Annotated in this window: 23 protein-coding genes; 10 read left to right on the plus strand and 13 right to left on the minus strand. The window is 50.1% G+C overall.

Annotated elements, in window-relative coordinates; all coding sequences use genetic code 11:
• The coding region (locus ACN4EG_RS03865) for an ISAs1 family transposase (RefSeq protein WP_431627869.1) at nt 1-1,166 on the plus strand (1,166 nt) is incomplete at its 5' end.
• A gap of 67 nt (nt 1,167-1,233) precedes the next feature.
• Complete coding sequence (locus ACN4EG_RS03870; RefSeq protein ID WP_431627870.1) at nt 1,234-1,599, plus strand: HEAT repeat domain-containing protein; 366 nt, start codon at nt 1,234-1,236, stop codon at nt 1,597-1,599.
• Here the strand turns inward: ACN4EG_RS03870 and ACN4EG_RS03875 are convergent.
• The 8 genes from ACN4EG_RS03875 to ACN4EG_RS03910 all read right to left on the minus strand — a co-directional run bounded on the left by ACN4EG_RS03875 (nt 1,596) and on the right by ACN4EG_RS03910 (nt 12,180).
• Entirely contained in the window at nt 1,596-1,787 is a 192-nt protein-coding gene (locus ACN4EG_RS03875; protein ID WP_431627872.1) for a hypothetical protein, read from the minus strand. The genes ACN4EG_RS03870 and ACN4EG_RS03875 overlap by 4 nt on opposite strands.
• A gap of 258 nt (nt 1,788-2,045) precedes the next feature.
• On the minus strand, nt 2,046-4,145 hold the full coding sequence (locus ACN4EG_RS03880) for a C2 family cysteine protease (RefSeq protein WP_431627873.1): 2,100 nt from the start codon (nt 4,143-4,145) through the stop codon (nt 2,046-2,048).
• Nucleotides 4,146-4,256: 111 nt separating this feature from the next.
• Entirely contained in the window at nt 4,257-4,799 is a 543-nt protein-coding gene (locus ACN4EG_RS03885; protein WP_431627874.1) for a carbohydrate binding domain-containing protein, read from the minus strand.
• 108 nt (nt 4,800-4,907) lie between these two features.
• A complete protein-coding gene (locus tag ACN4EG_RS03890; protein ID WP_431627875.1) occupies nt 4,908-7,265 on the minus strand; it encodes a CHAT domain-containing protein in 2,358 nt (785 codons plus the stop codon).
• Nucleotides 7,266-7,268: 3 nt separating this feature from the next.
• Nucleotides 7,269-8,909 (minus strand): filamentous hemagglutinin N-terminal domain-containing protein, encoded by a 1,641-nt coding sequence (locus ACN4EG_RS03895; protein ID WP_431627876.1) that lies wholly within the window; start codon nt 8,907-8,909, stop codon nt 7,269-7,271.
• 19 nt (nt 8,910-8,928) lie between these two features.
• Nucleotides 8,929-9,714, minus strand: coding sequence for a DUF928 domain-containing protein (locus tag ACN4EG_RS03900; RefSeq protein WP_431627878.1), 786 nt, complete (start codon nt 9,712-9,714; stop codon nt 8,929-8,931).
• Nucleotides 9,715-9,858: 144 nt separating this feature from the next.
• On the minus strand, nt 9,859-11,160 hold the full coding sequence (hemL, locus tag ACN4EG_RS03905; RefSeq protein ID WP_431627880.1) for a glutamate-1-semialdehyde 2,1-aminomutase: 1,302 nt from the start codon (nt 11,158-11,160) through the stop codon (nt 9,859-9,861).
• Nucleotides 11,161-11,205: 45 nt separating this feature from the next.
• On the minus strand, nt 11,206-12,180 hold the full coding sequence (locus tag ACN4EG_RS03910; RefSeq protein WP_431627881.1) for a DNA adenine methylase: 975 nt from the start codon (nt 12,178-12,180) through the stop codon (nt 11,206-11,208).
• A gap of 107 nt (nt 12,181-12,287) precedes the next feature.
• On the opposite strand from ACN4EG_RS03910, the gene hisIE reads away from it, so the two are divergent.
• The 3 genes from hisIE (at nt 12,288) to ACN4EG_RS03925 (ending at nt 16,292) form a co-directional block, all read left to right on the plus strand.
• On the plus strand, nt 12,288-12,929 hold the full coding sequence (gene hisIE, locus ACN4EG_RS03915) for a bifunctional phosphoribosyl-AMP cyclohydrolase/phosphoribosyl-ATP diphosphatase HisIE (RefSeq protein WP_431627882.1): 642 nt from the start codon (nt 12,288-12,290) through the stop codon (nt 12,927-12,929).
• A 5-nt stretch (nt 12,930-12,934) separates the two neighbouring features.
• Complete coding sequence (locus tag ACN4EG_RS03920) at nt 12,935-13,342, plus strand: hypothetical protein (RefSeq protein WP_431627883.1); 408 nt, start codon at nt 12,935-12,937, stop codon at nt 13,340-13,342.
• 193 nt (nt 13,343-13,535) lie between these two features.
• Nucleotides 13,536-16,292: an AAA family ATPase gene (locus ACN4EG_RS03925; protein WP_431627884.1), complete on the plus strand. Its 2,757-nt coding sequence runs from the start codon at nt 13,536-13,538 to the stop codon at nt 16,290-16,292.
• A gap of 146 nt (nt 16,293-16,438) precedes the next feature.
• Here the strand turns inward: ACN4EG_RS03925 and ACN4EG_RS03930 are convergent, their stop codons facing one another.
• The 3 genes from ACN4EG_RS03930 to ACN4EG_RS03940 all read right to left on the minus strand — a co-directional run bounded on the left by ACN4EG_RS03930 (nt 16,439) and on the right by ACN4EG_RS03940 (nt 19,006).
• Nucleotides 16,439-17,095 (minus strand): hypothetical protein, encoded by a 657-nt coding sequence (locus ACN4EG_RS03930; protein ID WP_431627885.1) that lies wholly within the window; start codon nt 17,093-17,095, stop codon nt 16,439-16,441.
• Between the two features lie 599 nt (nt 17,096-17,694).
• Entirely contained in the window at nt 17,695-18,603 is a 909-nt protein-coding gene (locus ACN4EG_RS03935) for an AAA family ATPase (protein WP_431627886.1), read from the minus strand.
• A 208-nt stretch (nt 18,604-18,811) separates the two neighbouring features.
• Nucleotides 18,812-19,006, minus strand: coding sequence for a hypothetical protein (locus ACN4EG_RS03940; protein WP_431627887.1), 195 nt, complete (start codon nt 19,004-19,006; stop codon nt 18,812-18,814).
• Nucleotides 19,007-19,127: 121 nt separating this feature from the next.
• Here ACN4EG_RS03940 and ACN4EG_RS03945 point away from each other — a divergent pair, with 121 nt between their 5' ends.
• Genes ACN4EG_RS03945 through ACN4EG_RS03955 form a run of 3 tightly spaced genes read left to right on the plus strand, consistent with a single transcriptional unit; the run spans nt 19,128 to nt 21,692 of the window.
• Nucleotides 19,128-21,194: a tetratricopeptide repeat protein gene (locus ACN4EG_RS03945; RefSeq protein WP_431627888.1), complete on the plus strand. Its 2,067-nt coding sequence runs from the start codon at nt 19,128-19,130 to the stop codon at nt 21,192-21,194.
• Nucleotides 21,195-21,235: 41 nt separating this feature from the next.
• On the plus strand, nt 21,236-21,502 hold the full coding sequence (locus tag ACN4EG_RS03950; protein WP_431627889.1) for a DUF4258 domain-containing protein: 267 nt from the start codon (nt 21,236-21,238) through the stop codon (nt 21,500-21,502).
• A complete protein-coding gene (locus ACN4EG_RS03955; protein ID WP_431627890.1) occupies nt 21,492-21,692 on the plus strand; it encodes a DUF2283 domain-containing protein in 201 nt (66 codons plus the stop codon). Before ACN4EG_RS03950 ends, ACN4EG_RS03955 begins: the two co-directional genes overlap by 11 nt.
• Nucleotides 21,693-21,757: 65 nt before the next feature.
• Here the strand turns inward: ACN4EG_RS03955 and ACN4EG_RS03960 are convergent, their stop codons facing one another.
• Both ACN4EG_RS03960 and surE read right to left on the minus strand, forming a co-directional pair.
• Nucleotides 21,758-22,708, minus strand: coding sequence for a bifunctional riboflavin kinase/FAD synthetase (locus ACN4EG_RS03960; RefSeq protein WP_431627891.1), 951 nt, complete (start codon nt 22,706-22,708; stop codon nt 21,758-21,760).
• A 200-nt stretch (nt 22,709-22,908) separates the two neighbouring features.
• The gene (surE, locus tag ACN4EG_RS03965; protein ID WP_431627892.1) at nt 22,909-23,694 is read right to left on the minus strand and encodes a 5'/3'-nucleotidase SurE; all 786 of its coding nucleotides are present in this window, start codon (nt 23,692-23,694) and stop codon (nt 22,909-22,911) included.
• Nucleotides 23,695-23,914: 220 nt separating this feature from the next.
• Between surE and pheS the strand changes: the two genes are divergently transcribed.
• Together pheS and glgA are read left to right on the plus strand one after the other, a co-directional pair.
• The gene (gene pheS, locus ACN4EG_RS03970; RefSeq protein WP_431627894.1) at nt 23,915-24,922 is read left to right on the plus strand and encodes a phenylalanine--tRNA ligase subunit alpha; all 1,008 of its coding nucleotides are present in this window, start codon (nt 23,915-23,917) and stop codon (nt 24,920-24,922) included.
• 339 nt (nt 24,923-25,261) lie between these two features.
• Nucleotides 25,262-26,674 (plus strand): glycogen synthase GlgA, encoded by a 1,413-nt coding sequence (glgA, locus tag ACN4EG_RS03975; RefSeq protein ID WP_431627895.1) that lies wholly within the window; start codon nt 25,262-25,264, stop codon nt 26,672-26,674.
• The last annotated feature ends 47 nt before the right edge of the window (nt 26,675-26,721 follow it).

Here is a 26,721-nt window from a genome sequence, read left to right on the forward strand (position 1 = left end):
AAGCGTCTGTCTTAAGTGAACGCTTAAGAGAGAGTTTTGCCACACTGAAAGACCCTCGTGTGGAACGGACTCGATTACATCTGTTGTCTGATGTAGTGACGATTGCGATACTCTCGGTTGTGGCTGGGGGAGAAGGTTGGGAAGACATGGAATTGTATGGGATAAGTAAGCAAGCTTGGTTATCAACCTTTCTGGCATTACCCCACGGAATTCCGAGTGCAGATACGTTTCGCCGAGTGTTTGAGCGACTGAATCCCAAGGAATTTGAGGAATGCTTTGAGCAATGGGTGCAACAACTGGTGAGTGAATTAGGAGTGCGCCTAATAGCGATTGATGGCAAGAGTGCTAGGGGGTCGTATGACCGAGAAGGAGGAACGTCAGCGTTGCATCTGGTCAGCGCTTGGGCCAGTGAACATCGCTTGGTGTTAGCCCAAGCCAAAGTGCAAGATAAATCTAATGAAATTACTGCGATTCCTGCTTTATTGGAGTTGCTGGACTTAAGTGGATGTATTGTCACACTCGATGCAATGGGAACTCAAAAAAGCATTGCGCGTCAAATTTATACTGCTGGTGCAGACTATATTCTCAGCTTAAAGTCCAACCATCCCACGTTGTTCCAACAAGTCAATGGATGGTTTCAAGCAACTCAGGCCGACAACGCACTCCCAACACCCCTGTCATGCGTCACTGAAACGGGTCATCATCGCATTGACACACGCACAGTTTGGACGATTCCAGTCCAGCAGTTGACTGCACTGCATCAAGCCGATGAGTGGGCCGGACTACAAACCATCGTCGTCGTCGAGCGCACCCGGCGGTTGTGGAACAAAACCACACACGAAGTGCAGTTCTACCTCACCAGCTTGCCGCATCAAAATCCGCAAATTGCAAGTGCCATTCGTCAGCATTGGGGCATTGAAAATGGTCTGCATTGGGTGTTAGATGTCACCTTTAACGAGGATGCCTCTCGCGTGCGATCTCTGCATGCACCGCACAACTTGTCCTTGTTACGTCGCTTTGCTCTCAATGCACTCTATCAAGCTCCAGGCAAGCGCAGTCTCAAGCAGAAGTCGAAGCGAGCCGCAATGGATGACACGTTTATGCTCCAAGTCTTAGCCGCTGCGTTGCCCGACTCGGGTAAAGACTCCACCCCTAGTTGTCAATAGCGTTTGAGATGCGCTTACCCTGGTATATGCACTTTCGTTTCTATCGAATTGCGAAGGGAGTCAGGAAGTGATTGGTACGCTGACTGAAATAGCAGCCAACAACGCGGAGGCTCCTGCTATCAGAGCACAAGCATTAGAAGGAATTGGTAATCGTCTCTCCACGGAATTACCAGGAAATCTATATCAGCGAGCAGTGGATGTAATGATTCAATCATTGGATGATGCTGAAGCGGAAGTTAGATTTTGGGCCTGTTTTGCTGCGGGTGCGACTCAAACAAAGGAGGCATTACCCAAGCTGCAAGTCTTGGCAAAGAACGATCGAACCATCATCGCTGGTTGGTGGGCGGTGGGAGAGGAAGCCCAAGACTCAATCACGCTGATGAATGGAGGAACCCCTCCACTTCGTCAACCCTACAAACCATCTATGTCCTAATCCCGTAGGGGGCAGGTGAGATAAGGGTTGCAACGAGAGCTTGTCATATTTCCAACGATTGCTTGAGTCGTGGTCATCTCTGTTGTACGCGATGCTGGAGTATTGTTGCTATTGGCATTGGATAAACTACAGGTATACAACGAGATCAACACGATCGGGGTGGCAATTAAATAACGTACAATTTTCATGATTTTGGGTCTCCTTGATCACTTGAGTCAAAGCTGTTGGGAGTATCTGGAAAAGGCTTGCTTTGCTTCAGATAGACACCTATCGGCTTGAGATTCAGATATTACGCAAAAATCTCAAAAATCTCAAAAATCTCTTTTGCACTTTGTTTGCAAGACGATTAACCATGAAAAAAGCCCATCTGAGAGAGACTTTCACCGGATTGGTAAGAGTCCGATCGGACGAGCTAACGATTAGGACAGCAATTCAATACAGCACAGTTAGGCCGTGACTGTGGCATCCCAACTATCAAAGTCTTCCAAGAGCTGGCTCGCCGTCTTGTAGACGATGGGGTATTGCCCAGTTGGGTTGCTCGCACTTTCTGGGTTACTGTGCCAGGGATTGTAGAGGCTGAAGTAACCCGTATTCGCATCATACCCAGCCAGGATATAGGCATGTTTTCCGACAACATCCGCATTGTCCGGTTGAGTGGTGTTGACGACCACCATCCGACCTTGATTGAATGCGGTCATCATTTCAGCGATCGTATTACTGGCCCAGAATAAGGCTCCGCTGCTGAGATCCTGATGTGGCATCGCATTGAGTCCTGTGATGTGAGTCAGTGCATTGAATGCCCAACCACCTGAGATTCCCTCGTAAGTATTGCTACCGTCTTGACTAATTCCCAATAAGCCTAGGGCTGGGAGGTTAAAATATTCTTGGTTTAGTTGAGCGTAGGCTTTTTCGGCTAAGGCGACCCAGAGTTCATTACGCGAATCCCAATAGCCCAAACCGGAAGAATCATTAGCGTAGACAAAAGTACCGCTCTTATAGGTTGGCAGATAACGATCGACGGTCACATAGTTTTCTTGACCATCAACAAAGAAACGGACGGTGAAAGTACCATCAGCGTTATCTGTGAACATATCAGCAATGCGATTGGGCGCATGTAATGCAACCGCGCCAAGGCTAGCCAGGAAATAGCAATCACCGACTGCGCCTTGATCAATATCGAAGTAGCTAATCCCATCCTGGAAGAGTGAGCCTTCAGCTTTTTGGTAAGCGATCGGAGCCTGATGGTATACAGGCAGTAGCACACCGTTTTCTGTGGATAATGTGACTGAATCAATCGTCATGGGAATTCCAGGTCGATCGGTACCCAAAAACCATTTCCCAATCAGTTGTTCCAAATGGGCAGCACTACTCCCCGCCCCGAATCCACCCAGATTCGACTTATTATTGGCAAGGTTCCAGTTCAAAACTTTATTGGCTAAGACCTGAGTGGATTTTGAAATGCCGAGATTACTACCTTGATTTACGATTTTCTGGAGATCCGCTAGTTCAGTGGCATCGACAATGAACGCATCTTGGGCTTGGCGCAGAATATCGCGCATTTCAGTATGGCTGATTACGCCGTCTCCAATGTAAGCCGCCCGCGCTGTCGTTAAAATTGAGTCATCCGTGATGGAATTACTAAACCAATCACATCCCATCATGATCTGATAGTTGCTCTCACTGCTATAAATCTGACTTTGGTTGACTTGCAGAAAATAGCTACCTTCCCCTAATTGACGGTGCATCAAGGTGATTGGCTGATTGGTCTGACCTTGGTAGTAGTAGTCAACAACGACTTCTCCTTCATCCAGCCGCCCGTTATTGTTCCCATCACGCACAAGCCGGAAATCTGTCGTATTTGATGCGCTAGTTAGACTGAGATGGAAGTTCTGAGGTTGATCGAGCGTGAAATGATAACTGTCAGAGCTATTGGAATTATTAACAGTACCACTCACGATCGTGGCACCTGTGAAATTCATTTCTCTGTTCAGCACATCATTGAATTGTTCGTAGGAAACCTTCAACTTGTACTCATTACGGATAGGGGAAGTATTTCTAATTTCAAGATAATACTCACCCATATACATCCCTGAGAAATCGAGCGTTGCGTCAGTAGTATTGTTGATTGCCCACGCACGGCCCAGAATCTCTTCCTCTTCGATCTGCTGATTGCCATTTGCATCCCGGAATAAATGAATAGTCGCATCCCCTGAAAGACTAATGTGAATGTCAGATCCCCCCATGTGGTAAAGCGGAACATTAAACTTGAGCATATCGATCGGGTCACTGCCGCCCACTGCATCACTCATTTGCCATTGACGGTTACCCATCATGGAGGCTAGGGGAGTACCCGCTTGTGCAAACGTATCACCATAGCGATCGTAGTTAAGGACTGTACCCTGACCGATGTCTAGCAAAGAACTTGCTGCATTGGATTTGAAGGTGCTAATTGCGCTTAAATCACTGGGGGTAAGGGCTGTGATAGGAGAGGCTTGCAGCGGTGTTGTGGCATTTAAGGGATTGATCGATCTCATTAGGGTATCCATTATGGGGCTCCTGGCTAGTGCTGGTATGGAGGGCAAAAATTGAAGACTTGACTTGAGTTAAAGACCTATCGGGAGCGCGATCGAGAATTACGCAAAATCGCTAATTTTTTTCTATTCCGTATCGGGACAATAGCTGCTCCCTTCGAGACTCAGGTTATCCACTTGCACCCAAGCATCTGCGCCTGGTGCCCAGAAACCCGCAAAAATGTTGTATTCCGTGGCGTCCCCTGTGCGAAAGCGAACCGTCAACTGTTTGTACTGCGCTTGAGGCCCAAATTTCACTTCCGCCAAAACCGCTTGATTCCCATGACGCACCCCAAAATAGCCATCCTGCACATTGCCCGAAGTCCTAACATAAGCACGAATGACATAGTTGCGATTCGGGACTAACCGCACCTTCTGCCGGAGCGCATTCCAACCCGATGTATTGCGCATCCAGGCATTATTGCGCCCTTCATAGCTATAGCCTTGATTGATATCGATTCCGGCACGACCTTCCGCAACCCAAGGAGGCAGTATCCGGCCAATTTTCTGTTCTTCAAAGCGGCTATCTTTAAGCGGATTAGCACACATCGCTTGGGCAGGAGTTGCGGCCAAATTCCAGCCGAGCAAACCCGTCAAAAGCACGATCGAGCAATGAGCTTGAAATTTCATAGGGAGGCTTCTCCATTGGCAAAGATAGTCACCTATCAGGGCAATGGCGGGACATTATGCAAAGTCTTGAAATTTTTTTTGAGCCATTTTTCGACAGCAGCGATCACATCAACGCCGATCGCTGCCCATGATCAAGAACGGTGCCCAATTCAGCGGTTCTGGATAGGACTTCATGGTTTCCAGCATCGCCGATCGCAATGCTTGCGCGTCAGGAACCTTCTGGCCTTGTGTATAGAACTGTTGCATCAGTTCTGCCGTGGAATCATCCGGCACCTGCCACAGCGAAACAACCACCTGCCTCGCCCCCGCAATCATAAAAGCCCGCGATAAGCCAATCACCCCATCCCCACTAATCGTTCCCCGCCCCGTATCACAGGCACTCAACACCACCAAATCCGCTTGCAACCGTAATTGAGCAATTTCATCACTGGATAGAAACCCGTCATTGCCAGCACTTGGCGCAAAGGCAAGGGCACCGGGAATCCCCGATCGCCGGAAGTCATCTAATAGGCCATGGGTTGCGAAATGGATGAGTTTGGCCTTGGGCATTTGGGCGAGAACCGTTGATTTGAGTGCGTGGGCTTGGGTCAGAACAGGCACCTGTAAACGTTTTCCGATCGCGATCGCTTCTTTTTCGGCAAAGGGTAAGTTGGCGAGGGGCTCTGCTGTATTGGTCGCTAAATCGAAGATTGCTGGCATGACTGGATTCCCCACAATCAATGCTGCTGTGGCGGTGGGAGATGTTTTTTGAGGCGAACTCGCTAAATCTAGGACTTGAATGGAAGGTGCATGGACGATCGTATGCTGCTCAATCAAGAAACGACCTTGTCGATCTTGCAATGCCGCAAAGGGTAAGACAAATAAGCTTTCCTGGGGCACAAACACAACGGTTTGATCGGGCTTTTTAGGCAGGAGATCGGCGATCGGGGTAATTAAAATCTCGTGCAACTTCTGCATTGCCGGATTGTAGGGCACTTCATTACTGTCGGGGGGTGGAAATTCTTGGCGCAGTGGGGCTAAAATTTGACCGCAGACAGGGGGATCTGCCGATCGCATAATGCTACAAAGAGCCGCTGAGACTAGCAAATCAAAATCACTCTGCTGTTTCCACAAAAAGGTTAAATCAACAAAGCGGTAATGGACTGAGCCATTCGGTTGCACCACCCAAATATATAACCCCGCCGATCGTGCCCGTTGCTTCCCTTGAAATTGAAAGGCATCGTCTGGCAGTAAGGCGTATTCCACGATCGTCGCTTTTTGCGCTTGGGCGATTCGCTTGATTCGCGCTAAGTTTGGGGCTTGATTGCTGACATTACGATCGACGGATTGTGCTGCTGCTGTTGACTGCTGCTGCGCCAATTGTTTAGCAAAAGCCTGGGCACGGCCTTGTTCAGAAGCCTCTAAAGCTAATTCTGGTTGATTTTTAGCGATTAAGACCTGCTGCAATAAATTGTAAGTGGCAACTTGGGTATCGAATAGCGCGATCTGCTGCCGATCGCTCAAGCCTTGGCGGAGTTTGTCGCGTAGCTGCACCGCTTGCCGCAAAGCCGACTCCGCCCGATCGAACTGCCGATCTCCCAAATAAGCATGGCCCAAATTATTCAAAGCCGCTGTCTGGGTCACAATATCCTGAGTGGCTTGGGCAATTTTCAAACTTTGCTGGAGGTAGTCGATCGCCTGTTTGTGATCGCGCAAATAGGCAAAAGCTAGACCCAAGTTATTCAAAGCCTGCCGCGTTCGGATTAAGTCTTGATGGGTTTGGGCAAGTTTGAGGGCTTGGCGATAGTCGGCGATCGCAGCGGGAAATTGGCCTCGAATCTGTTTGATATTGCCAAGATTCAGCAAGGTTGAACTTTGACCGATCGAATCATTCTGCTGTTGCTGGAGCTTGAAGCTACGATCGTATTGCTCTAACGCCTTTTGATAATCCTCCGAATAGGCATAGACCACGCCCAGATTGCCTAACACCTTGCTCTGGTGTCGGTCATCGGACAAACCCTGCGCCAGCTTCAAACTCTTTTCAAACTGCACGATCGCTAAATCATATTCCCCTAAATAGGTGTAAAGATTGCCCAGACTATTCGTACCACGCATTTCTCCTGACTTATCTTGAAGTTGTTCAGCGATGTTAAGCGCAGTTTGGATAGCAATTAAGGCTTTTTGGTAGTCGCCAATTGCCGTTCTTTCCAACGTGTTTTTTTCCAATTCGGTTTGAATCACGCTGAGGTTCGATCGAATAGCCTCGATCGCAGCAACATCCCGTTGTTGCTGAACGATCTGCAACGTCTTGAGCCAAAGCTGTGCCGCTTGCTCTATTTGCCCATTTTGATAGGCATTCACACCCTGCTGGAATACAACATCCGGATCGCCGCTAGCCTCCACCGCGATCGCGGACATCATCTGAAGAGAACAGCAGCTAAACAGTAAACTAATCGCTGCAATCCAGCAGCCACGGTCATGGTACATGGCTTATGGCGCTGGCACAATCTGAAGAATCTGGCCTGATTGTGCTGGGAGTGCAACTTTATCCGAAGTACAAGTGATGTTGTTATTATTCGATCGAGCATTCGCAATACTATTCTGCCCAACGGCACAACTAATTTCCGGCGGGCGTGGTTTGGGCGGTATTGCTGGATTACCTAATGGCACAGTACCTTTGAGTCTCAGGGTCGTGAAAATTGTGATATCACGAGTCCCTTTAAGGCTACTATCTTGCAGACTTCCCAGTAATGTCCCATTGCCTTCCGAATCCTGCACAACGACCAACCCTTTTGTATAACTTGCTAACGGGTTTATTTGAGTCAAACTAAAAGCTGCATCAGCTGGTGTACTGATTTGTGCATTCGGATTACTTGGATCAGTATCAAAACTTGCCCCCGTATCTTTATATTTGAACTGGTTTACCTGGGTTTCTGGAAGGCCAGGTAAACCACCGCCTTGGCCATCTAGTAAAAGTCTTTGCCCATTAAGATCGCGAATGACAATCCCATCCGCATCCTTTTGATAGCCGATCGCTTCTGTAAAAGATGTGCCGCCATGATTAATCGTTGTTTTGCCAATGCTCCGAATACTGACTGGCAAGGTGATATTCTCATTCGAGTTAATCGATTCACTAGGGACTGTCCCGATCGCCCTAAACGTCTTCTGTGCATCAATCCACACATCATAAATATCACCTAGCTTATTACGATTAAAAATCTTAATCGAGTCCACTACAATATCACCCGAACTGACCGTGATAGGCTCTGGATTCGCGACGGACAAGATAATGCGCCCATTTGCATCCGTCGTTATTTGGGTCGCACTTTGGACATCGCCACCGGTCAGCAATGTGGGCAAAGTCACGATCGGGGTTGTCCAACGATTTGGAATGGCATCACCCACTTGCATTGGCGTAACTTTCACCGTTAGTTTCAATAGCTGCCCCGGCAAGGTTAGCTCGACCACCTGAGCCCCTTCAACGGTCACGAGTGCCAAGGCTCCATTATTTTCCCAATATTGCGTAGCCACGATCGTTCCCCCAATCAAGGCCAAGGGCTTGTCATCTTGAGTACTCAATTTCCCTGCATTGATAATGACACCAGGATTACTTTCGGTAAACGCAAACTGAGTCGGCGTTCCAGATAATTGAGTAAAATCATTCGCGCCACTTGCGCTGAACCATTGACCATTGCCAAAGCCAATGCCATTGGCTGTAGTACCCACAAAAGCAGACGGTACATTCAACGTTGCGTTATTACCAAAGACAATCCCAGCAGGATTCATCAAATAAAGATTACTATTGCCCCCCGTTAGTTGGATGCGGCCATCCACGATCGAAGCGGCACCCCCACTCACCCGCGCCAACACATTCTGAACCTCTGGCAACACAACGAAATTAGCGATCTGTCCTGTCTCAACATTGAATTGCTGAAAACTGTGGAATAAGTTATTTCCCGATCTCGTCCCGTTCGTAATATCCAATTGATTAGGCGTTGGGCTGTTATTGACGATCGTGCCAATTCCATCCCCTGCCGCGCTAATCTGTGCCAGACTGGGGGCTGCAAAGAGTCCCAATACGCCAAACGCCGATAGGGGTAGACTGCGTAGCAAATACTTGGGAAATTGCATGATCTAAACCTTGGGTGATTTATCGACCAAATTGAGTCGGGTCAAGATTGACCGATCGTAGCAATTCTTCCCAATTACTTTTCAAATTCGGCTCATTTTGTTCACAACCACTCAGCAAATCCAACGCCTCAAACCAAATGCCATTTTCCGCATATTGTTGAGCTTTTCCGATCGGGGTGAGCTCCGCTGCAACCTGTTGCTTTGCTGTTTCTGATAAATCCACCCGTTGTACCATTCCCTCAACTTTTAGGGGAACGCCTTTTCCTGCTTCGCGACAATCGATCAAGAATTCCCAATAGTAAGATTGATTAGTCTGCAACGCAGGCATTTTTTCCGGGAGCGTGACTTTCAACAATCCTGGGCGCGCTGGCAATTGGACAGGTAGACTGTCGATGATATTCCCATGTTTATTTTTTTGACGAATGACGAAACTAGCCTTGAAGCGATCGCCTTGGTTATAGGGGCTATAGATCCAAAAATTGGGCTTTTCTAATGTAGTGAGTCCCCAGACATCTTCGATCACTTTGCCATTCTTCGATCGGGTGGTAGCGGGTACCAACGCCGTCACAGGAACGACGACATCGGGACAAGTATCGCGCCCACCGCCACCGCGCCGTCGGCCTGCGGGAGGATCCCCAGGGGGGAGTTTGGGTAATTTTAGTCTGACTTTATTCGATCGCGCTTTCTGCGATCCCTTCAGAGAAACGGGTTGAGCCATTGCCGCCTGTGGAACGATCGCCGTCAGCAAGACTACGATGCACAATGGCAGGCTGATCATCTTCCGTAGCCAACTAGAACGATTCATAAGTTCACCCAGAAACCCCATCGTCTTGTGCGGGGGGAGCCATCGGTGCACTCTGGGACTACCCCAATTCTCAGACGCAATCATTAGACGCAATGATTGAAAGCCCCTACCCCCGCTCATGCTGAGGGTAGGGAGAATTGTCAATTAAGCCAGTTTGGAGAGCACCGTCCGAGCCGCTTCCAGGGTGCGATCGATATCCGCATCCGTATGCGCCAAGGAGGTAAAGCCCGCCTCAAACTGCGACGGAGCCAGGTACACCCCTTGCTCTAACATTGCGCGGTGGAATTTGCCAAACTTGACGGTATCCGCTTTTTTGGCATCTTCGTAGCTGTGCACTGGGCCTTCACAGAAGAAGAAGCCGAACATTGCACTAATGGATCCACCACACATCGCGTGCCCCGTTTCCTTCCCGATCGCCAGCAGGCCGTTGATCAGCTTCGTGGTGATCTTATCTAGGTATTCGTAGCTGCCGGGTTGCCTCAGGATTTCTAGGGTCTTAATCCCCGCCGTCATCGCCAAGGGATTGCCGGACAGCGTTCCCGCTTGGTACATCGGGCCAGCAGGAGCCACCAATTGCATGATTTCCCGCTTACCGCCATAGGCCCCCACGGGCAAACCGCCGCCAATCACCTTACCCATCGTGGTGAGGTCAGGCGTAATCCCAAACTTCGCCTGCGCCCCACCGTAGGAGATGCGGAATCCGGTCATCACTTCGTCAAAAACCAGCAAGGCACCATGTTCCGTGGTCAGTTCCCGCAGGCCCGCCAAGAAACCCGCATCGGGGGTGATAAAGCCAGCGTTCCCCACGATCGGCTCCAGAATCACCCCGCAAATTTCGCCGGGATTTTCTTCAAACAGCTTCCGCACAGCCTCCAGATCGTTGTAGGGAGCCGTTAGCGTATTCGCGGTAGTGGACTTGGGAACTCCAGGGGAATCCGGCAAGCCCAAGGTTGCCACCCCCGATCCGGCTTTAACCAGGAACATGTCGGCATGCCCATGGTAGCAGCCTTCAAATTTGATGACTTTTTCCCGTTGGGTGTAAGCCCGCATCAGGCGCAGCACCGCCATACAAGCCTCGGTACCGGAATTGACGAAGCGCACCATCTCCACGCTGGGAACGGCATCGATCACCATTTCTGCCAAGATATTTTCCAGTACGCAGGGGGCACCGAAACTTGTGCCTTTTTCCGCAGCGGCTTGGATGGCCTTAATCACATCGGGATGGGCGTGACCGCAGATCGCAGGCCCCCAGGTGCCCACATAGTCGATATATTGGTTGCCATCGACGTCCCAAGCGTAGGCATCCTTCACCCGATCGAAGACGATCGGCTGGCCACCCACAGATTTAAACGCTCGAACGGGAGAACTCACGCCACCGGGCATGAGCTTCTGGGCCGCCGCAAAGATTTCTTCTGATTTGGTTGTTTTGAAAGTCCCCGTGATCAAAGCTCTCTCCTTAAAAGTGCGTCTGCAATGAGGGTCTGTTTTGAATTATCCCACGAGGTTGGAGTGTGCGGCATCGCAGCACCTCTCAGGAAGAACATTGGCCAGAGGGGCAGCCAAGGAAGCAACTAGGGGATCGGCAAGGGGATCGGCGATCGGGGCCGCAAATTCGGGCGCAATCACGATGGCTTCGGCGATCGCCCCCCGCAGGGTTTCAAAGGAGCCGACATGGTAGAAATGCTGGGTCGATCGTAGGTCTAAGCCGTCCCAACATTCAGCCAGATGGGTATTGTGGCGATGGGCGTTGGACAACCACATGGAGAGTGCAAAGCCACAGGGTAAGGCTTTTGCAGTCGCCGCCAGAGCCTCGGCTTCAGCGATCGACCATTGGTTAAAGTAATCCGTATGGCGGCCAATATAGGGTGGATCGAGGTAGACAAAATCCGTCGATCGCGCTTGGGCTAGGCTCTCTCGCCAATCCGCCACCTGGAACTGCCACTGTTTCCCTTGCATTTGCTGGGCCACCCAAGCCACTTGATTGACGATCTTGGTGATGTAGGCCGGGGTAAAGCGTTGGGGCTTGCGGCAAAAGGGCACGTTAAATCCTCCCTTGGCGTTAAATCGCATCAGGCCGTTAAAGCACGATCGATTTAAAAAGAGAAAATCGAAGGAATCGTGGTGCTGATTGAAGCGATCGCGGACTGCGTAGTAGTAGTCTTCGCCCTGACTGCGCAACTGTTCCCCCGCCTGGGTGAGAAATTCGCGCACTTGGCCAGGAGTGATCTGCCCCTGTTGGATCGATCGATAGAACTGGATCACATGGCGATTGGTGTCGCAGAGCAGCGCATGGGTCGGAACCAGATTCAACGCCACCACCCCGGATCCCAAAAAGGGTTCAATCCAACGGGACTCTGGCGTCGGTTGCCAAGCCACATTGGCCGCAATAAAGGGAACCAGCTTCGTTTTGATGCCCTGGCACTTAATAGGCGGGGCTTTCACCGATCGGACAGAACAAGGCAGCATGGGCAAGCACTCACATCACAACGGAGAGACGGGCCAGACAAGAAGAACTTTCAAAGGGGAGGAGGGCTGTGAAATAATATTGATTTGGTCATTTCCAGGATATCGCCATGTCTGACGTTGTTTCTGCCCAGTCCATTCCTGTTGAGAAAATTAAATATAACGAGCAAGGCTTAGTGCCCGCGATCGTACAGGACTATCTGGATGGGACGGTGCTGATGATGGCCTGGATGAATGCGGAGTCATTGCAGAAGACCTTGGAAACCGGGACGACTTGGTTTTGGAGCCGATCGCGCCAGGAATTTTGGAACAAGGGCGCAACCTCCGGTCATACGCAAAATGTTAAATCGATTCGTTACGATTGTGATAGTGACGCCATTCTCGTGACGGTTGAACAAATTGGTGACATTGCCTGTCATACGGGTGAACGGAGCTGTTTCCATCAAGTGGATCATGGCATTACACCTCCACCAGCGGATACATTATCCCAAGTGTTTCAAGTCATTTGCGATCGGCGGGACAATCCCAATCCCGATTCCTACACCTGCAAATTGCTGGCGGGTGGAGATAATAAGATTCTCAAAAAGGTGGGCGAAGAGTCGGCGGAAGTGGTCATGGCCTGTAAGGACGATGATGCTGAGGCCATTGCAGGGGAAGTTGCTGATTTGTTTTACCACACCCTAGTTGCCATGGCGGCCCACAAGGTAGACATCAAGGCTGTGTATCGGAAATTACAAGAACGGAGACGCTAGAAACAATGCTACATGGATTACTCTGGTTTCCGCTGTTGGGAGTCTTTCTTTGGTTGGCTTGGGCAGGGTGGAATGAATACCAAAAGGTTGAAGGCTACCGGGTTTGGGCGCAACAATTCGATCGCTCCAAATACGACATTCGATCGGCCTTGGGGCAAACGGGCGATCGCTTAGTCTGGGGCGTACCGAGTCGCAAGGGATTGGTCGATCGCCAGGAACTTGCCCTACAAACGGTGAAAACAGTGCAATTGCGAGTGGATGGGCAGGTTGTGGATTTAGCCAAACCACCGGAAAACGGAAAGACGATCGTGCTAGAGCTGCTAACGGAAACGGCTCCAGAACCAACTCAAATTCCCTTTACGGAAGTGACGATCGCGGTGGAATGGGCCAAGTCCTTGCAAGGAGGTTGTTAACCCCTAACAGATTCAGGGGCCGAGCTCGTTCAGGATTTTGCAAGCATTTGGGTGCGATCGTACCCATCTTCGATCGTTACAGGAGCCAGATTCTAGGTGTTGCCGCAGCAATTCCTATAAAATCCGTCATAATTTGACAAGGAGATTTGCAGTCATTACAACGCGATCCGCCATACCCTTGGTTCTGGTTCCCATGGAAATTCTGTCAGTCAGCCTCACTAATTTCAAAGCCCACAGCGATCGGCATTTTGTGTTTCAGCCCGGAACCAATGCAATCTGCGGCGAAAACGGGGCAGGGAAAACCAGTATCTTGGAAGCGGTGGCCTGGGTACTGTTTGACCATCGTGGTAGCTATCGTGTGGAAGATCTCGTGCGGAACGGAGCCAATACGGCCCAAGTGCGGGTACAGTTCATTTCCAGCCGCGACCATCGCACCTACGAAGTTCAGCGCTGCACCAAAGCAGGCTATACCATTTACGATCCCCAACTGGGCCAAAAACTGAGCTACACCCGCATTAAGGAAGAGGTTCTACCCTGGCTCCGGCAACATTTAGGCGTTTCCCCCGGAACAAATCTGGCGGATTTATTCGCCAATACGATCGGCGTCCCCCAGGGCATGTTCACCGCTGACTTTCTGCTGGAACCCAGTAAGCGCAAAGCCACCTTTGACCAAGTGCTGAAGGTAGAAGAATATCAAAAAACCTATAAGGAACTGAATAGCCTAGAAAAATACGCCAAAGCTGAAACGGAACACCTTAGCCGTGAGATTGAACAATATCAAACTTTCCTCCAAGACTGGGATCGTGTAACGACTCAATACAATAATCTCAGCCAAGAAATCCAGACGATTCAGCAAGACCTGGATCAATGCAATCAGCAACTTCAGAGACTCCATGAACAACAACAGCAAGCCCAACAGCAAGTACAAACGCTACAATCCCTAAATCAATCGATCGATCGATTGCAAGCCCAATCTCACACCTATGAGCAATTACTGGAACAACGCCAACAAGAATTAAACGCTGCCCAAAAAGCCGTCGATATCTGTACCGTACGCCGAGAACCCTTTCGCCTGTTTCAAGAAGCGGAACAAGCTTTACAGGTTCTAGAGCAACAACGATCGCGGCAGCAGCAACTTCTTCAGCAAAAACAAGCCTTAATTCAAGCCAGTAGCGATCGACAAGCTCGTCTAGCCACGCTTTCCAGCCAACTCGATCGCTGCCACACCGCAGAACAAACCCTAGCGACCTTGGCTCCCTTCATTGAGCAGCAGCTTCAATTAGAAGCCCAGCAACAGGACATTCGACAAAAGCTGCAAGCGTGCCAAACCGGACGGCAAACCCAACTGCGCGAACAAAAACGCTTGAATCAATTGCACCAGCGGCGACAAAGCTTACAAACGACGATCGACCAGTTACGATCGCTGGCCGATGGGGTCGCGACCATTCCCCAGCTAGAGGAGCAGCAAGCCCGCTATCAACAGCAATTAAGCCGCATCGCCGCCGCCAGCCAATTTGAAACCGATCTGCGCCAGATTGTGGGACAGGCCGACCAACGCGGTCACATCCACAGTCAACAGTTGCAAACCGCCGAAGGGATTTTAGAAGAACTGCAAGAGGCAGCACCGTTGTGGGCCAATCCGTTGGATCAGATTCGATCGACCTTGCAAGCGGGCGTTCACCTGCAAACCCAACTCCGAACGGATCTCCAGGACATTCTGGAAGATTTGGCAGAACAGGTCTTGGTCGATCGACTCCAACACCATCTCCAAGAAGTCCAGCAGGCGTTGCAACAAGCTCGACAGCAGCAAGCCCAATTTCTGACGCTACCTAGCCAAGAACAAACCTTGGCAACCCTTGATCGGGAAATTGCAGAAGTTCAGCAACATTTGCAGGAAATGGCGGCCCAGTTTGCCGATGAACCCCATTGGAAAAAGCAAGTTGAACAAATTCAAACCGATCTCCAAACCCTGGATGATCCACGTGGGCGCAGTCGTTTACTGCAACAGGACATTCAGAAAAAAGCACAAATTCAGAAACAGCTACAGGATTTACAAAAATCCCTAGAAGTCACTCAGGCTGAGATTGCAGCGATCGACCAAGAACTTTCCGATTATGATGATCTTGCGGAGCAGATTCAGCAACAGCAAATCCAACGGGAAACCTATCGAGCTGACTACACCTTATATCTCAAGCATCGGGAACTCGCCAACGGCTATCGCCAACGCTACCAGGAATTAGAAGATACCCAAGCACAATTTGCTCAAATCACCGAACAAATTACCCATCTAGACACCCAAAAACAATCACTGACCGCAACGTTTGACCCCCAGCAGGCGATCGAGCTCCAATCTGCCTACCAAAATGCCCAAACCCAGCAGGCAAAGTTAAGCGCCCAGTTACCCCTCAATGCCAAGCTGCTAGCGGAGTATTCAGCGCAATTGCAGAAGCTCGAAACCGTGCGATCGCAACTGACCACGGCCCAAACGGAACTGAAGCAGAAACAGCGGATTGAACGATTTATCAAGTTTGCTCGCAAAGCTTATAAAGAAGCAGGGCCACGCATTACCGAACGCTATGTGCACAATATTTCCCGCGAGGCCGATCGGCTATTTCGGGAACTCCTCAACCGTCCTAATGTCGCCCTGCAATGGACGAGGGACTATGAAATCATCGTGCGGGAAGGAGCCAACGATCGCCGGTTTGTCAATCTCTCCGGTGGGGAACAGATGTGTGCAGCGATGGCTGTTCGTCTCGCCTTGCTGAAAGTCTTGGCGGATATCAACATCGCCTTCTTCGATGAACCCACCACCAATATGGATCGCCTGCGTCGAGTGCGCCTAGCAGAAGCGATCGCCAATATCAAATCTTTCCGTCAGCTATTTGTGATCAGCCACGATGATACGTTTGAGCAAGTTACGGAAAACGTTATTTTTGTACAACGGGAATAGAGATTTTCCCCAACAGATTGCGCACCAATCAATCTATAGAATCGATCGTGAAATCCATTAAGCAATAGAAATAACAAGATTTGAGATAGAAATATAGAAAAGCAAATGTTCTAACGTTAAACCCACTAACGTTAGAACTATTTGACTTATTTTCGCTTCTGTTTACGGACCACCTGAAGACCCCAGACGATCGCGCCGGGTAGTAGAGCAGGAACTGGAATAGGTTGGGGCTTGGGAATTGCTTCGTTATACACAAAGTCATCCATCGCAAACTGCTCGCCGAAACCATTAGGATTGAGGCTGGGATTTTTTATCCCACCAAAGGAAGAGAGCCAAAGTTCGTCAATCCCCGCAAAGTTCAACACCTGTTTGAGTGGCGTATCAGTATTCACCTTAAAGACCAGCTCTGCAATGCGCGTCCCCTTGAAATAGCCTTGGGCACGCACTTGCAACCCATCGTTCCAAGCCGCTGTGAAATAGGCGCTGTTAAAGTTGAACAGGCTGCGATCGCTACGGACAATGCGAGTCACGCCACCACCACTGTTATAGGCAACATTATCAATGGAGACTATCGCATTGTTATAGCCAGAATTCGCGATCGCGCCTCCATCCAGAACTGCCATGTTATTCCAATCAAACCCACCGTAACCCGACGGAATAAATATTCCTGCAGGATTGGGAAATTGTTGATTGAGGACACCATCATCAAAGGTGAGGGTTACAGCAGTAGCCGGAAAGCTCACAGACAGAGAAGCTATCGTCACGCCTACAGCAGATAGGCAGAATTTTTGCCAACGGTACATTACTTATCTCCGCAATTTCTCAGTTTAATAAACGTTGCCGGATCGCTCTTGGCATTGGCCGCCTAGCCACCAAAAGATCCAACACGATCGACGAGTTACAAGCAATGCAACACGATCGTGTTTCTGGCAGATGAGTGACCCCTGAGAAAATTGGTAGATAGATCAATAGAAATAAGATAGATCTTGAAATTGCCTAGTTAAGTTCTGGGACTGTCCGAAGAGTTATTTTACTCTAGTGAGTGTAACAAACAGTGAGAGGTTCCGTGATTACACTGAAGTCAATCAAGCCTCTTCTTACTTTTCATAGCCACCTGAGAAAAATCCGTAAAGTTTGCCCTCAATTATTAAAAATTTGACAAAGAATATTGGATTTCTCCGAAAAAGCACGGGTTCAGCAGATCATTCCACTAGGAGCGTACGATCGCTGTTGCCCGTGACGTTTCTGAACACGCAATTGTTTCCGTGAAAATACGTTGTTGACAAATCAACAACATTGTTGGGCCAGACGTTTTTTTGACCGACAGTTTTGACCAACGGTTGTTGAAAATCGTCTTAACAAGGGAAGAGGCAACAATTCAGAATCTGGGATTAGTCAGGATTTAAGCGATCGCGATCGTTCGTAACAACCGTTCCACAATGGCCCGCGATCGACGCCCGCCCGCCGCAATCATGCGATGAGACAGAACATAGGGCGCGAGGAACTTCACATCATCGGGAATCGCGTAGTCCCGATCCTCTAGAAAAGCCAACGCTTGCACCGCCCGCACCAATGCCACAGTCCCCCGAGGACTGATGCCCAAAAGCACATCTTCATCCCCACGGGTCGCCCGTACCAAGTTCAAAATATATTGCTGGAGCGAGGCTTCCACCTGCACTTGCCGACATTGAGCTTGCAGGGCTTGCACCTCCGCCAAGGTAATGCAGGGCTGTAACGGTGGTTGAGTTTGGGCATTTTGGAGTCGCTGGATCATCAGTAACTCCTCGGACTCGCTGGGATAGCCCAAGGACAGCGACAGGGCAAAGCGATCCATTTGCGCTTCCGGCAAGGGAAAGGTGCCTTGGTATTCCACCGGGTTCTGGGTCGCAATCACAAAGAACGGATCGGGAACCGGGCGAGACACCCCATCGATCGTCACTTGGTGCTCTTCCATCACCTCCAACAGCGCCGACTGGGTTCTGGGCGTCGCCCGGTTGATTTCATCCGTCAGCAACACATTGGCAAACACCGGCCCCGGCAAAAATTCAAATTCTCCCGTCTTCGGATTCCAAATACTGGTTCCGGTCACATCCGTTGGCATCAAGTCTGGCGTACATTGCAACCGTTGAAACTTGCCTTCGATCGACTTCGCCAGGGACTTGGCCAGCAGTGTCTTGCCCACCCCCGGCACGTCTTCTAGCAACACATGGCCCCCGGACAGCAATGCCACCAACACCAACCGAATCGATTCGGTCTTACCAACAATAACCTGATGCAAATTGTGATTGAGTTGTTCAATACGATCGCGCATGGTTTGCCCCCGGACAGACTGGCTTCATGATAACCAGAATGCCCAAAAGTCGGGGATTCTCCATGATTTATAATCTTCTGCTGTCAAATATTTTTACGGATCCACATACTAGTGGTGTAGTTGAAGATTTTCTTACTGGAACTAGAATATTTCTAGACTTACTTTGAAGCGATCGCACCTCTGCTAAAGCACGATCGCTTTAGGCTGCCTAACGATACGATCTAGCCTTCATAATCACCTGCACCAATCCCGTAAGGCTTGCGGTGAAGGTAGAAATTAGAATGGCGATCGCTAAAATCACTGCTGTTGGAGATTCAGATTGGGCGATCGGGGTGGGATCAATCGGAGCAATCTGCGAAGTGGCTTGATGAGTTGATGTAGGCTGTTGTTGATGCATTGGCATGACCTTTTAAACTCGATGCTCCAATTCTCGCAACCCGCTCCAGTCCTGTCGTTACGAGAAATTCCGAAAAAGTAAGGTTATGATCGAGATGATTTTCTTTCTTCACGTCTTGCGGTGAGCCATGACTCCAGAAGAAGCCATCCAGGTTGCCGATGAAGTGCTGCTTGCTCATGCTGGCAATCCTTTAACGGATATTCAGCGCTTGATTCTGCGTGAGTCTCTTGCGGGTAAGGGCTATGAGCGCATGGAAGGCTATGCGCCCCAACATATTAAAAATGAGGGTAAGAACCTGTGGGACTTACTTTCTGAGGGTTTAGGGGAGAGGGTCAGTAAGACCAGTTTTGCAGGGGCGTTGGAGAAACGCTACAAATTAGGCAAGCTGATCCCCACTCCGCCGATGCTGTCGATTTACAATTCTCAGACTTGGGTGGGGCGCAAGGCGATTATTAATGAATGTCTGCCTAAATTACAAGGACAGGCCAGAATCCTGTGGATTACGGGTCTTTCGGGGATCGGGAAGACGGCACTAGGAGAATGTCTCGCCAGCCAAGCCTGGAAGTGTGATCCGACCTTCCAATGGCTGTATCTAGAGATTTTGGAGGGGCAAAGCCCAGAATTTGTCTCGGTGGCGGCGGATCTCCTGGCGAAGTTAGGGGATGGCGATCTCGATCCGCAGGAGCGCAATGACCCAAAACGATTAATAGAGAGGCTATTACAAAAGCTGAAAGTCAGTCGCTATTGGCTTCAGGTGGATTCGTTAGAACGATTACTCAGTTCTGAACAACCGACTGAGACGGAATTTGTCGATCGGCACTGGGTGACATTTCTTCAACTTTGTTTGACAGAACCCAATTTTGCCAGTCGGTTAGTGTTGACGGCGCAAGCGTTACCAAATTCATTGGCAGAATTGGAGGAGCGCTATCCCAACCGTTGGCAAGCCATTACTTTGCAGGGGTTGTTGGCGCAGCAGCCAGATGTTCAGCAACAGAATGAGCATCTTGAGCTATTTGCGAAGAATGGGTTAAGTGTAAATGACAGCAGTGCCAGCCATTTGCGACGTATTGGACAAATCTATGAAGGACATCCTTTAGTATTACAGGTAGTTGCTAAAGAAATTCTGGCTGCGCCGTTTGATGGCAATGTGGCGATATATTGGGAACGTTATGGCAATGAGGTTGAACAGGTCACACGGGAACTACCAACTGAAAGGCTTAGCTTAGAGCTCTACAATCAAGCGTTAAAAAAGCGAGTTCACCGTCGGGTAGAACTATCACTGAAGCAATTGCCTATAGATGCGTTGGATTTACTCTGTCGTAGTTCGGTCTATCGTCGTCCTGTTCCTGAAACATTTTGGCTATCGATGTTTGAAGAGCAAACCTCTCAGCGACGGCAGCAGGCTTATCAAATATTAAATGAACGGGCTCTAGTAGAGCGAGAAGGGATTTACCAAAACCAGTTTTTGATTCGCCAACATAATCTGGTGCGGATAGTTGCCTATGATTTGCTCAAAGCTGACACTCATATTTGGCATCAATCGGAACGGCAAGCCGCTCACCTTTGGCTAACGGCCTATGTACTCCCTGATAATCCAACTTTGGAAACGGCGCTCAGCTATCTGGAAGCGCTGCATCATTACTGCGAAATTAAGGATTGGGAAGCTGCCGAAAAACTTCTTTTTCCTAGACCTCCAGAACTTCAAATTTGCTCGCCAGAAGGAATCTGCCAGACAGTACCCTTCCGCATTGCACCAGAATTCATCCGGCGATGTCAAGCGACCGGGCCAAGCTATCTGGGAGATGTGTACTACAAGTTGGGGAAGTATGAGCAGGCAATTGATTACCATCAGCAACACTTGATAATGATGCGGACGATTGGAGAACGTCAAGGTGAGGGCGTTGCTCTCGCAAACATTGGCGCAACCCAGCTCAAACTAGAACAGTATCCAGAATCGTTGACCAACACGCAAACAGCACTCAAGATTTTTCAAGAGATTGGCTTTCGATCAGGTGAAACCAAAGCCCTCCAACAGTTGGCCGAACTGCATCAAGCTTTAGGTGAAGTCGAGGTGGCGCGGCAGTATTGTCAGCAAGCCTTGGCACTGGCGACAGAGTTGGGCATACCCTTAGCCGACGAATGCAGGAAATTGCAGAGAGAGATTGATAATAGTATCTCGATCTCGTCCGGGTAACCCGTATACTTTCAAAAAACTGAAGAGCTGAACTGACAGCAATGCAAATCGTTTGGACAAAGCACGCAGAGGAGCGTCAACACCAATGGCAACAACGACTCGAAATTACCCGCGAAGAAATCGAAACTATCGTCGCTCAACCCCAACAAATCGTCACCGAAGATGAAGTCCGCATCGCCCAATCCCTTCGAGGCGACGGACTACTCAGAGTCGTCTTCACCGACATCGGCAATACCCGCCGCATCATAACCCTCTACTGGACAAACCAAATCAACCGCTATTGGCAGGAGGAACCCCATGAAAGTTAAATACGATGCTGAAGCCGACATCCTCATCTTCGTTCTACTCGACCAGCCCCCCGCCAACGCGATCGCGGAACCCGGCGGCATTATCGTCAGCTACAACGACACCAACGAACCCGTCAGCATCGAATTTCTCAACGCCTCCCAGCGCCAACTCTTCAATCCTGCCGAGTTGAACCTGACGATTTCGACCTAGAGTCGGCAAACCCTACTGCAATCAACCACCCAAATGCCAATCTGCTATTTGCAAAGCGTTAGTCGTTATTTGCACAGTGCTAGCCGTTGACGAGCGATCGCGCAATCCGTCGTAATTTGCGCCTTGAGCGCATCCAAGGACGAGAATTTTTGCTCCATGCGGATAAATTCCAGCAATTCCACCGTCAGCGTTTGCCCGTAGAGATCGCCACTCCAATCCAGCAAATGCACTTCTATCGTTTGCTGAAGCCCATCCACCGTCGGACGATTGCCAATATTCATCACCCCTAGAACCGGATGGGAAGTCCCAACAATCCCCGAAACCCGCACTGCGTAGACCCCTTGGTGGGGAATTAATTTACGCGCAGGCAACGCCAAGTTTGCCGTCGGGAACCCGATCGTCCGCCCTAGCTGCTGACCCTTCACCACTTCGCCCACCAAGCTGTAGGAGCGTCCTAACATCCGGTTGGCAGTGGCCAAATCGCCCGTTTGCAGCGCCTTGCGAATGGCTGTGCTGCTGATCCGCTCACCCTGGAAGGTTTCCAGCGCCACCAGAACCACCTCAATGCCATAGGTCGCCGCGATCGTTCGGAGGTCTTCCGCTGTTCCCGATCGGCGACAACCAAACCGGAAATCTTCCCCCACGCTGACAAACCGCGCCTGCAAATGGTGAACTAAAATTTCTCGAACAAAGTCCTCCGGCGTCAACCGGGCCAAAGCATGGTCAAACGGTAATAGAACTAGCTGATCAACCCCCATTTGCTGAAGTTGATAGGCTTTTTCATTCCCTGGTGTTAGGGTAGGCACGGTTTGTCCCGAGAAAAACTCCACGGGATGGGGTGAAAAGCTCACCACCGTTGAATAAATCCGCTCAGACCCATGGGCGAGGGTTTGCCCGACCGACTGAGTCAAAATTGGCTGGATAACCTGTCGATGTCCGCAATGCAGGCCATCGAAATTGCCCAAAGCAGCGACAGTTGGCTTAAGCACAGTCTTTAAAGATGACGAAATCTGCACGCTTTACATTTTGACATAATGACTTTCCCTATTGTTACTGATCAACCCGCCCATATCCCATCCTCCAGATGGCTGAAACACTCGTAAAAATACAGTATCTGGGTGAATTCACCAGTTAGTTTTTCATTAAACGCCCTCGATTCAGGGCCATATCAGCTAACTGGAGAAATTGATCAACTAAGTATTTTTTCCAGCATTCTCTACACTTGCGCTAACCAATTCTCGAGGGGTTTTAAGTTTTTATGGGCCGTTAAGTTGTATTGGAGCGGCGTGATCGTGATGAAGTTTTGGCGAATGGCCTCGACATCGGAGGGAATTGCATGATTGGCATCGGGATCATCTACCTCTTCGATCGCTTCGCCAGCCAACCAGTAGTAGGTCTTCCCCCGTGGATCCTGCCGTTTTTCAAAGACTTCAATGTATCGTCGAATGCCTTGGCGGGTCACGATCGCCCCTTTAATTTGTTCCGCCGCCACTGCCGGAACGTTGACATTCAGGAGAATTAACTCCGGTAATGGATGATGGGCTAATTGAGCCAGCAGGGTTTGCGCATAATCGGCAGCGGGTTGAAAGTCCGTAGCGGCAAAACTGGTTAAACTCATGGCAATGCTGGGAATTCCTTCAATCACCCCCTCCATCGCCGCTGAGACCGTCCCAGAATACAGCACATCCGTTCCTAAATTGGCCCCATGGTTAATCCCAGACACCACAAAATCGGGGGGATGATCAAGCAATGACCAGAGGGCTAACTTGACGCAGTCCGATGGAGTACCGGAACAAGACCAAGCCGTCACCTGGGGATGGAAAATACCTTCCACTAGGTTGGCACGAATCGGTTGGTGCAAAGTCAATCCATGGCCCGTGGCCGATCGCTCCCGATCGGGGCAAACAACCGTGACTTCATGGCCCGCCACTGCCAAAGTATTCGCTAACGTCCGCACCCCGATCGCAAAAATGCCATCGTCATTGCTAATCAAAAGCCGCATAAAACTTGCCGCACAAAACTGAAGGTAGTAAGTCCCAGGTTTCTAGGGTACAGAACTTTGGCCGGAACAGGAGTGATCGACAACGAATCCCCCGCGAATCTCTAACGAATCCTAGGGATTCACTAGTGAATCCCTAGGGAATCCTTGAGCGAATCCCGACGACTTTCCTCTACACTGGTATAGTCCAAAGCTATAAGTCCTAAAGCGTTCCATTCCCGGTATGACGACGGTGCAAATTTCCGATCTTGAAGCCCAATTGGAGTTGATCAAACAAGAGGCCCAGGCCGCGATCGCCGCTGTCTCTGACTTAGATCAACTGGAACAACTGCGTGTGAAATACATGGGCAAAAAAGGCCCGATTCCGCAGGTGTTGGGAGGAATGGGTAAACTCGACCCTGCCGATCGGCCCAAAATTGGTGCAAGGGCCAACGAGGTCAAGGAAGCCATCCAAACAGATTTGGACAACCGCCGGACAGAATTGCAAGCCGCCGCCATCCAAGCTCGACTGGAAGCAGAAACCCTGGATGTGACAATGCCAGGAACCTATCGCCCCCAGGGGCGTATCCACCCGCTCCATGGCACGATCGACACTGTTTTAGATATTTTTGTGGGCATGGGCTATGCCGTAGCGGAAGGCCCGGAAATGGAAACCGACTACTACAACTTTGAAGCCCTCAACTTCCTACCGGATCACCCCGCGCGGGACATGCAGGACACGTTGTACTTACCCGATGGCAACCTGCTGCGCACCCACACTTCTACGGTACAAGTGCGTTATATGGAGAATAACGAACCTCCGGTACGGATTGTGGTGCCGGGGCGGGTCTATCGCCGCGATACGGTGGACGCAACCCACTCGGCGGTCTTCCATCAAGTGGAAATTTTGGCGGTGGATGAAGGACTGACCTTTACCGATCTCAAAGGCACGATCAAGGTGTTCTTGCAGCAATTGCTGGGGGATGACTTGGAAGTGCGGTTCCGGCCTAGCTTCTTCCCGTTCACGGAACCCTCGGCGGAGGTGGATGTGAAATGGAAAGGCCGCTGGTTAGAAATCCTAGGCTGCGGCATGGTGGATCCCAATGTTCTAAAAGCGGTGGGTTACGATCCGGAAGTTTACACGGGTTTTGCCGCAGGCTTTGGCGTGGAACGGCTGGCGATGGTCATGCACCAAATTGACGATATTCGTCGTCTGTACAACAGCGATTTACGTTTTCTGCGCCAGTTTTAACTGAGCCATGAAAATTGCGACTGCACCATACTTTAGTCGATAGTCGATTTCACCTTTAGTAGGTGTCACAAAAGACCTTTAGTAGGTATCACAAAAGAGCTAGGCGGTCTGGAGGCTAGCGATCGGAAATCTTGCCATCTGACCAACTGTCTTCTGTCCTCCTGCTTCTCCCGCCTAGATCGCAGGGATTTCTTGCCACCGATTTGTCTAGCGTTTACCTTCACTAACGTTTGGCTTTAGAGTGAGCGTAACGATCTACCAAATCTGCCAAAATCGACACTGCTCCGATCCCCAAAGTCGGTATGATGGCTCTTATGTCAGACTGACCAGGAAAGCAGCATGCGGATTCTATTTGTCTCAGCAGAGGTAGCCCCGATCGCGAAAGTCGGAGGAATGGGCGACGTGGTCGGTGCACTGCCCAAGGTGCTTCGGCAAATGGGCCATGATGTCCGCATTTTCATGCCTTATTACGGCTTTTTAAACGATAAATTGACCATCCCGACCGAGCCGATTTGGCGGGGCAGTGCGATGTTTAATCAGTTTGCCGTCTATGAAACGCAATTGCCTGGAACGGATGTTCCTTTATATCTATTCGGCCATCCTGTCTTTGATCCGCGCCGCATCTATGCAGGTGAAGATGAAGATTGGCGATTCACGTTTTTCTCGAATGGGGCAGCGGAATTTGCCTGGAACTATTGGAAACCCCAAATTATCCATTGCCACGATTGGCATACGGGCATGATTCCCGTATGGATGCACCAGGATCCTGATATTTCAACCATTTTCACCATCCACAACCTAGCCTACCAAGGGCCTTGGCGCTGGAAACTGGAAACCATGACCTGGTGCCCCTGGTACATGCAAGGTCACAACACCATGGCTGCTGCGGTGCAGTTTGCCGATCGGGTTACCACCGTTTCCCCCACCTACGCTGACCAGATCAAAACCCCCACCTACGGGGAAACCTTGGAAGGGTTGTTATCCTTCATTAGTGGGAGAACGTCTGGAATTCTAAATGGGATTGATACAGAAGCCTACGATCCTGCCGTTGACAAAGCCCTAGCCCAACCTTTCACGGCTGAAACGCTGGAAGACCGGGTTAAGAACAAAATTGCACTCCAAGAAGAAGTGGGGCTGGAAGTCAATTCCCAAGCCTTCATGATTGGCATGGTGTCCCGATTGGTGGAGCAAAAGGGATTGGATCTCGTTCTGCAAATTCTCGATCGCTATCTGGCTTATAACAACGCCCAGTTAGTCATTTTGGGAACGGGCGATCGCTATTACGAAACGGCTCTCTGGCAGTTAGCCTCCCAGTATCCTGGACGGATGGCCACCTATTTACTCTATAACGACGCCCTGGCTCGCCGGATTTATGGAGGAGCCGATGCCTTCTTGATGCCATCCCGGTTTGAGCCCTGCGGCATTAGCCAAATGCTCTCCATGCGCTACGGATGTGTACCGATCGTCCGTCGTACCGGTGGACTCGTGGATACCGTCTCCCATAATGATCCAGTGGCAGGCACAGGTACCGGGTATTGCTTCGATCGCTACGAACCCCTTGATCTCCTCACCTGTATGGTGCGGGCAACGGAAGCCTACCGATTCAAACCCCAGTGGAAAATGCTCCAGCAGCGGGGCATGAATCAGGACTTTAGCTGGGAAAAATCCGCCCAAGCCTATGCCAAGCTCTATTGTCAGATGCTCGGGCTACCGGAGGATGCGGCATTTCCTCAGCCAACCACCGTTGCCTAATCCCGTGTAGTGACTATCTAGTCGCCGAATCCATCCGCATTTCCCAA

This window comes from Alkalinema pantanalense CENA528, from assembly GCF_050753345.1.
Classification (GTDB): Bacteria; Cyanobacteriota; Cyanobacteriia; order Leptolyngbyales; family Leptolyngbyaceae; genus Alkalinema; species Alkalinema pantanalense.

Bases quoted from the DNA above. Each gene is read 5' to 3' on its own strand.
- hisIE (WP_431627882.1), top strand. From the start codon at position 12,288: ATGTCTGACGTTGTTTCTGCCCAGTCCATTCCTGTTGAGAAAATTAAA.
- ACN4EG_RS03895 (WP_431627876.1), bottom strand. From the start codon at position 8,909: ATGCAATTTCCCAAGTATTTGCTACGCAGTCTACCCCTATCGGCGTTT.
- glgA (WP_431627895.1), top strand. From the start codon at position 25,262: ATGCGGATTCTATTTGTCTCAGCAGAGGTAGCCCCGATCGCGAAAGTC.
- ACN4EG_RS03890 (WP_431627875.1), bottom strand. From the start codon at position 7,265: ATGTACCATGACCGTGGCTGCTGGATTGCAGCGATTAGTTTACTGTTT.
- ACN4EG_RS03935 (WP_431627886.1), bottom strand. From the start codon at position 18,603: ATGCGCGATCGTATTGAACAACTCAATCACAATTTGCATCAGGTTATT.
- pheS (WP_431627894.1), top strand. From the start codon at position 23,915: ATGACGACGGTGCAAATTTCCGATCTTGAAGCCCAATTGGAGTTGATC.
- ACN4EG_RS03950 (WP_431627889.1), top strand. From the start codon at position 21,236: ATGCAAATCGTTTGGACAAAGCACGCAGAGGAGCGTCAACACCAATGG.
- ACN4EG_RS03955 (WP_431627890.1), top strand. From the start codon at position 21,492: ATGAAAGTTAAATACGATGCTGAAGCCGACATCCTCATCTTCGTTCTA.
- ACN4EG_RS03930 (WP_431627885.1), bottom strand. From the start codon at position 17,095: ATGTACCGTTGGCAAAAATTCTGCCTATCTGCTGTAGGCGTGACGATA.
- surE (WP_431627892.1), bottom strand. From the start codon at position 23,694: ATGCGGCTTTTGATTAGCAATGACGATGGCATTTTTGCGATCGGGGTG.
- ACN4EG_RS03885 (WP_431627874.1), bottom strand. From the start codon at position 4,799: ATGAAATTTCAAGCTCATTGCTCGATCGTGCTTTTGACGGGTTTGCTC.
- ACN4EG_RS03875 (WP_431627872.1), bottom strand. From the start codon at position 1,787: ATGAAAATTGTACGTTATTTAATTGCCACCCCGATCGTGTTGATCTCG.
- ACN4EG_RS03925 (WP_431627884.1), top strand. From the start codon at position 13,536: ATGGAAATTCTGTCAGTCAGCCTCACTAATTTCAAAGCCCACAGCGAT.
- ACN4EG_RS03900 (WP_431627878.1), bottom strand. From the start codon at position 9,714: ATGAATCGTTCTAGTTGGCTACGGAAGATGATCAGCCTGCCATTGTGC.
- ACN4EG_RS03940 (WP_431627887.1), bottom strand. From the start codon at position 19,006: ATGCCAATGCATCAACAACAGCCTACATCAACTCATCAAGCCACTTCG.
- ACN4EG_RS03910 (WP_431627881.1), bottom strand. From the start codon at position 12,180: ATGCTGCCTTGTTCTGTCCGATCGGTGAAAGCCCCGCCTATTAAGTGC.
- ACN4EG_RS03945 (WP_431627888.1), top strand. From the start codon at position 19,128: ATGACTCCAGAAGAAGCCATCCAGGTTGCCGATGAAGTGCTGCTTGCT.
- ACN4EG_RS03880 (WP_431627873.1), bottom strand. From the start codon at position 4,145: ATGGATACCCTAATGAGATCGATCAATCCCTTAAATGCCACAACACCG.
- ACN4EG_RS03920 (WP_431627883.1), top strand. From the start codon at position 12,935: ATGCTACATGGATTACTCTGGTTTCCGCTGTTGGGAGTCTTTCTTTGG.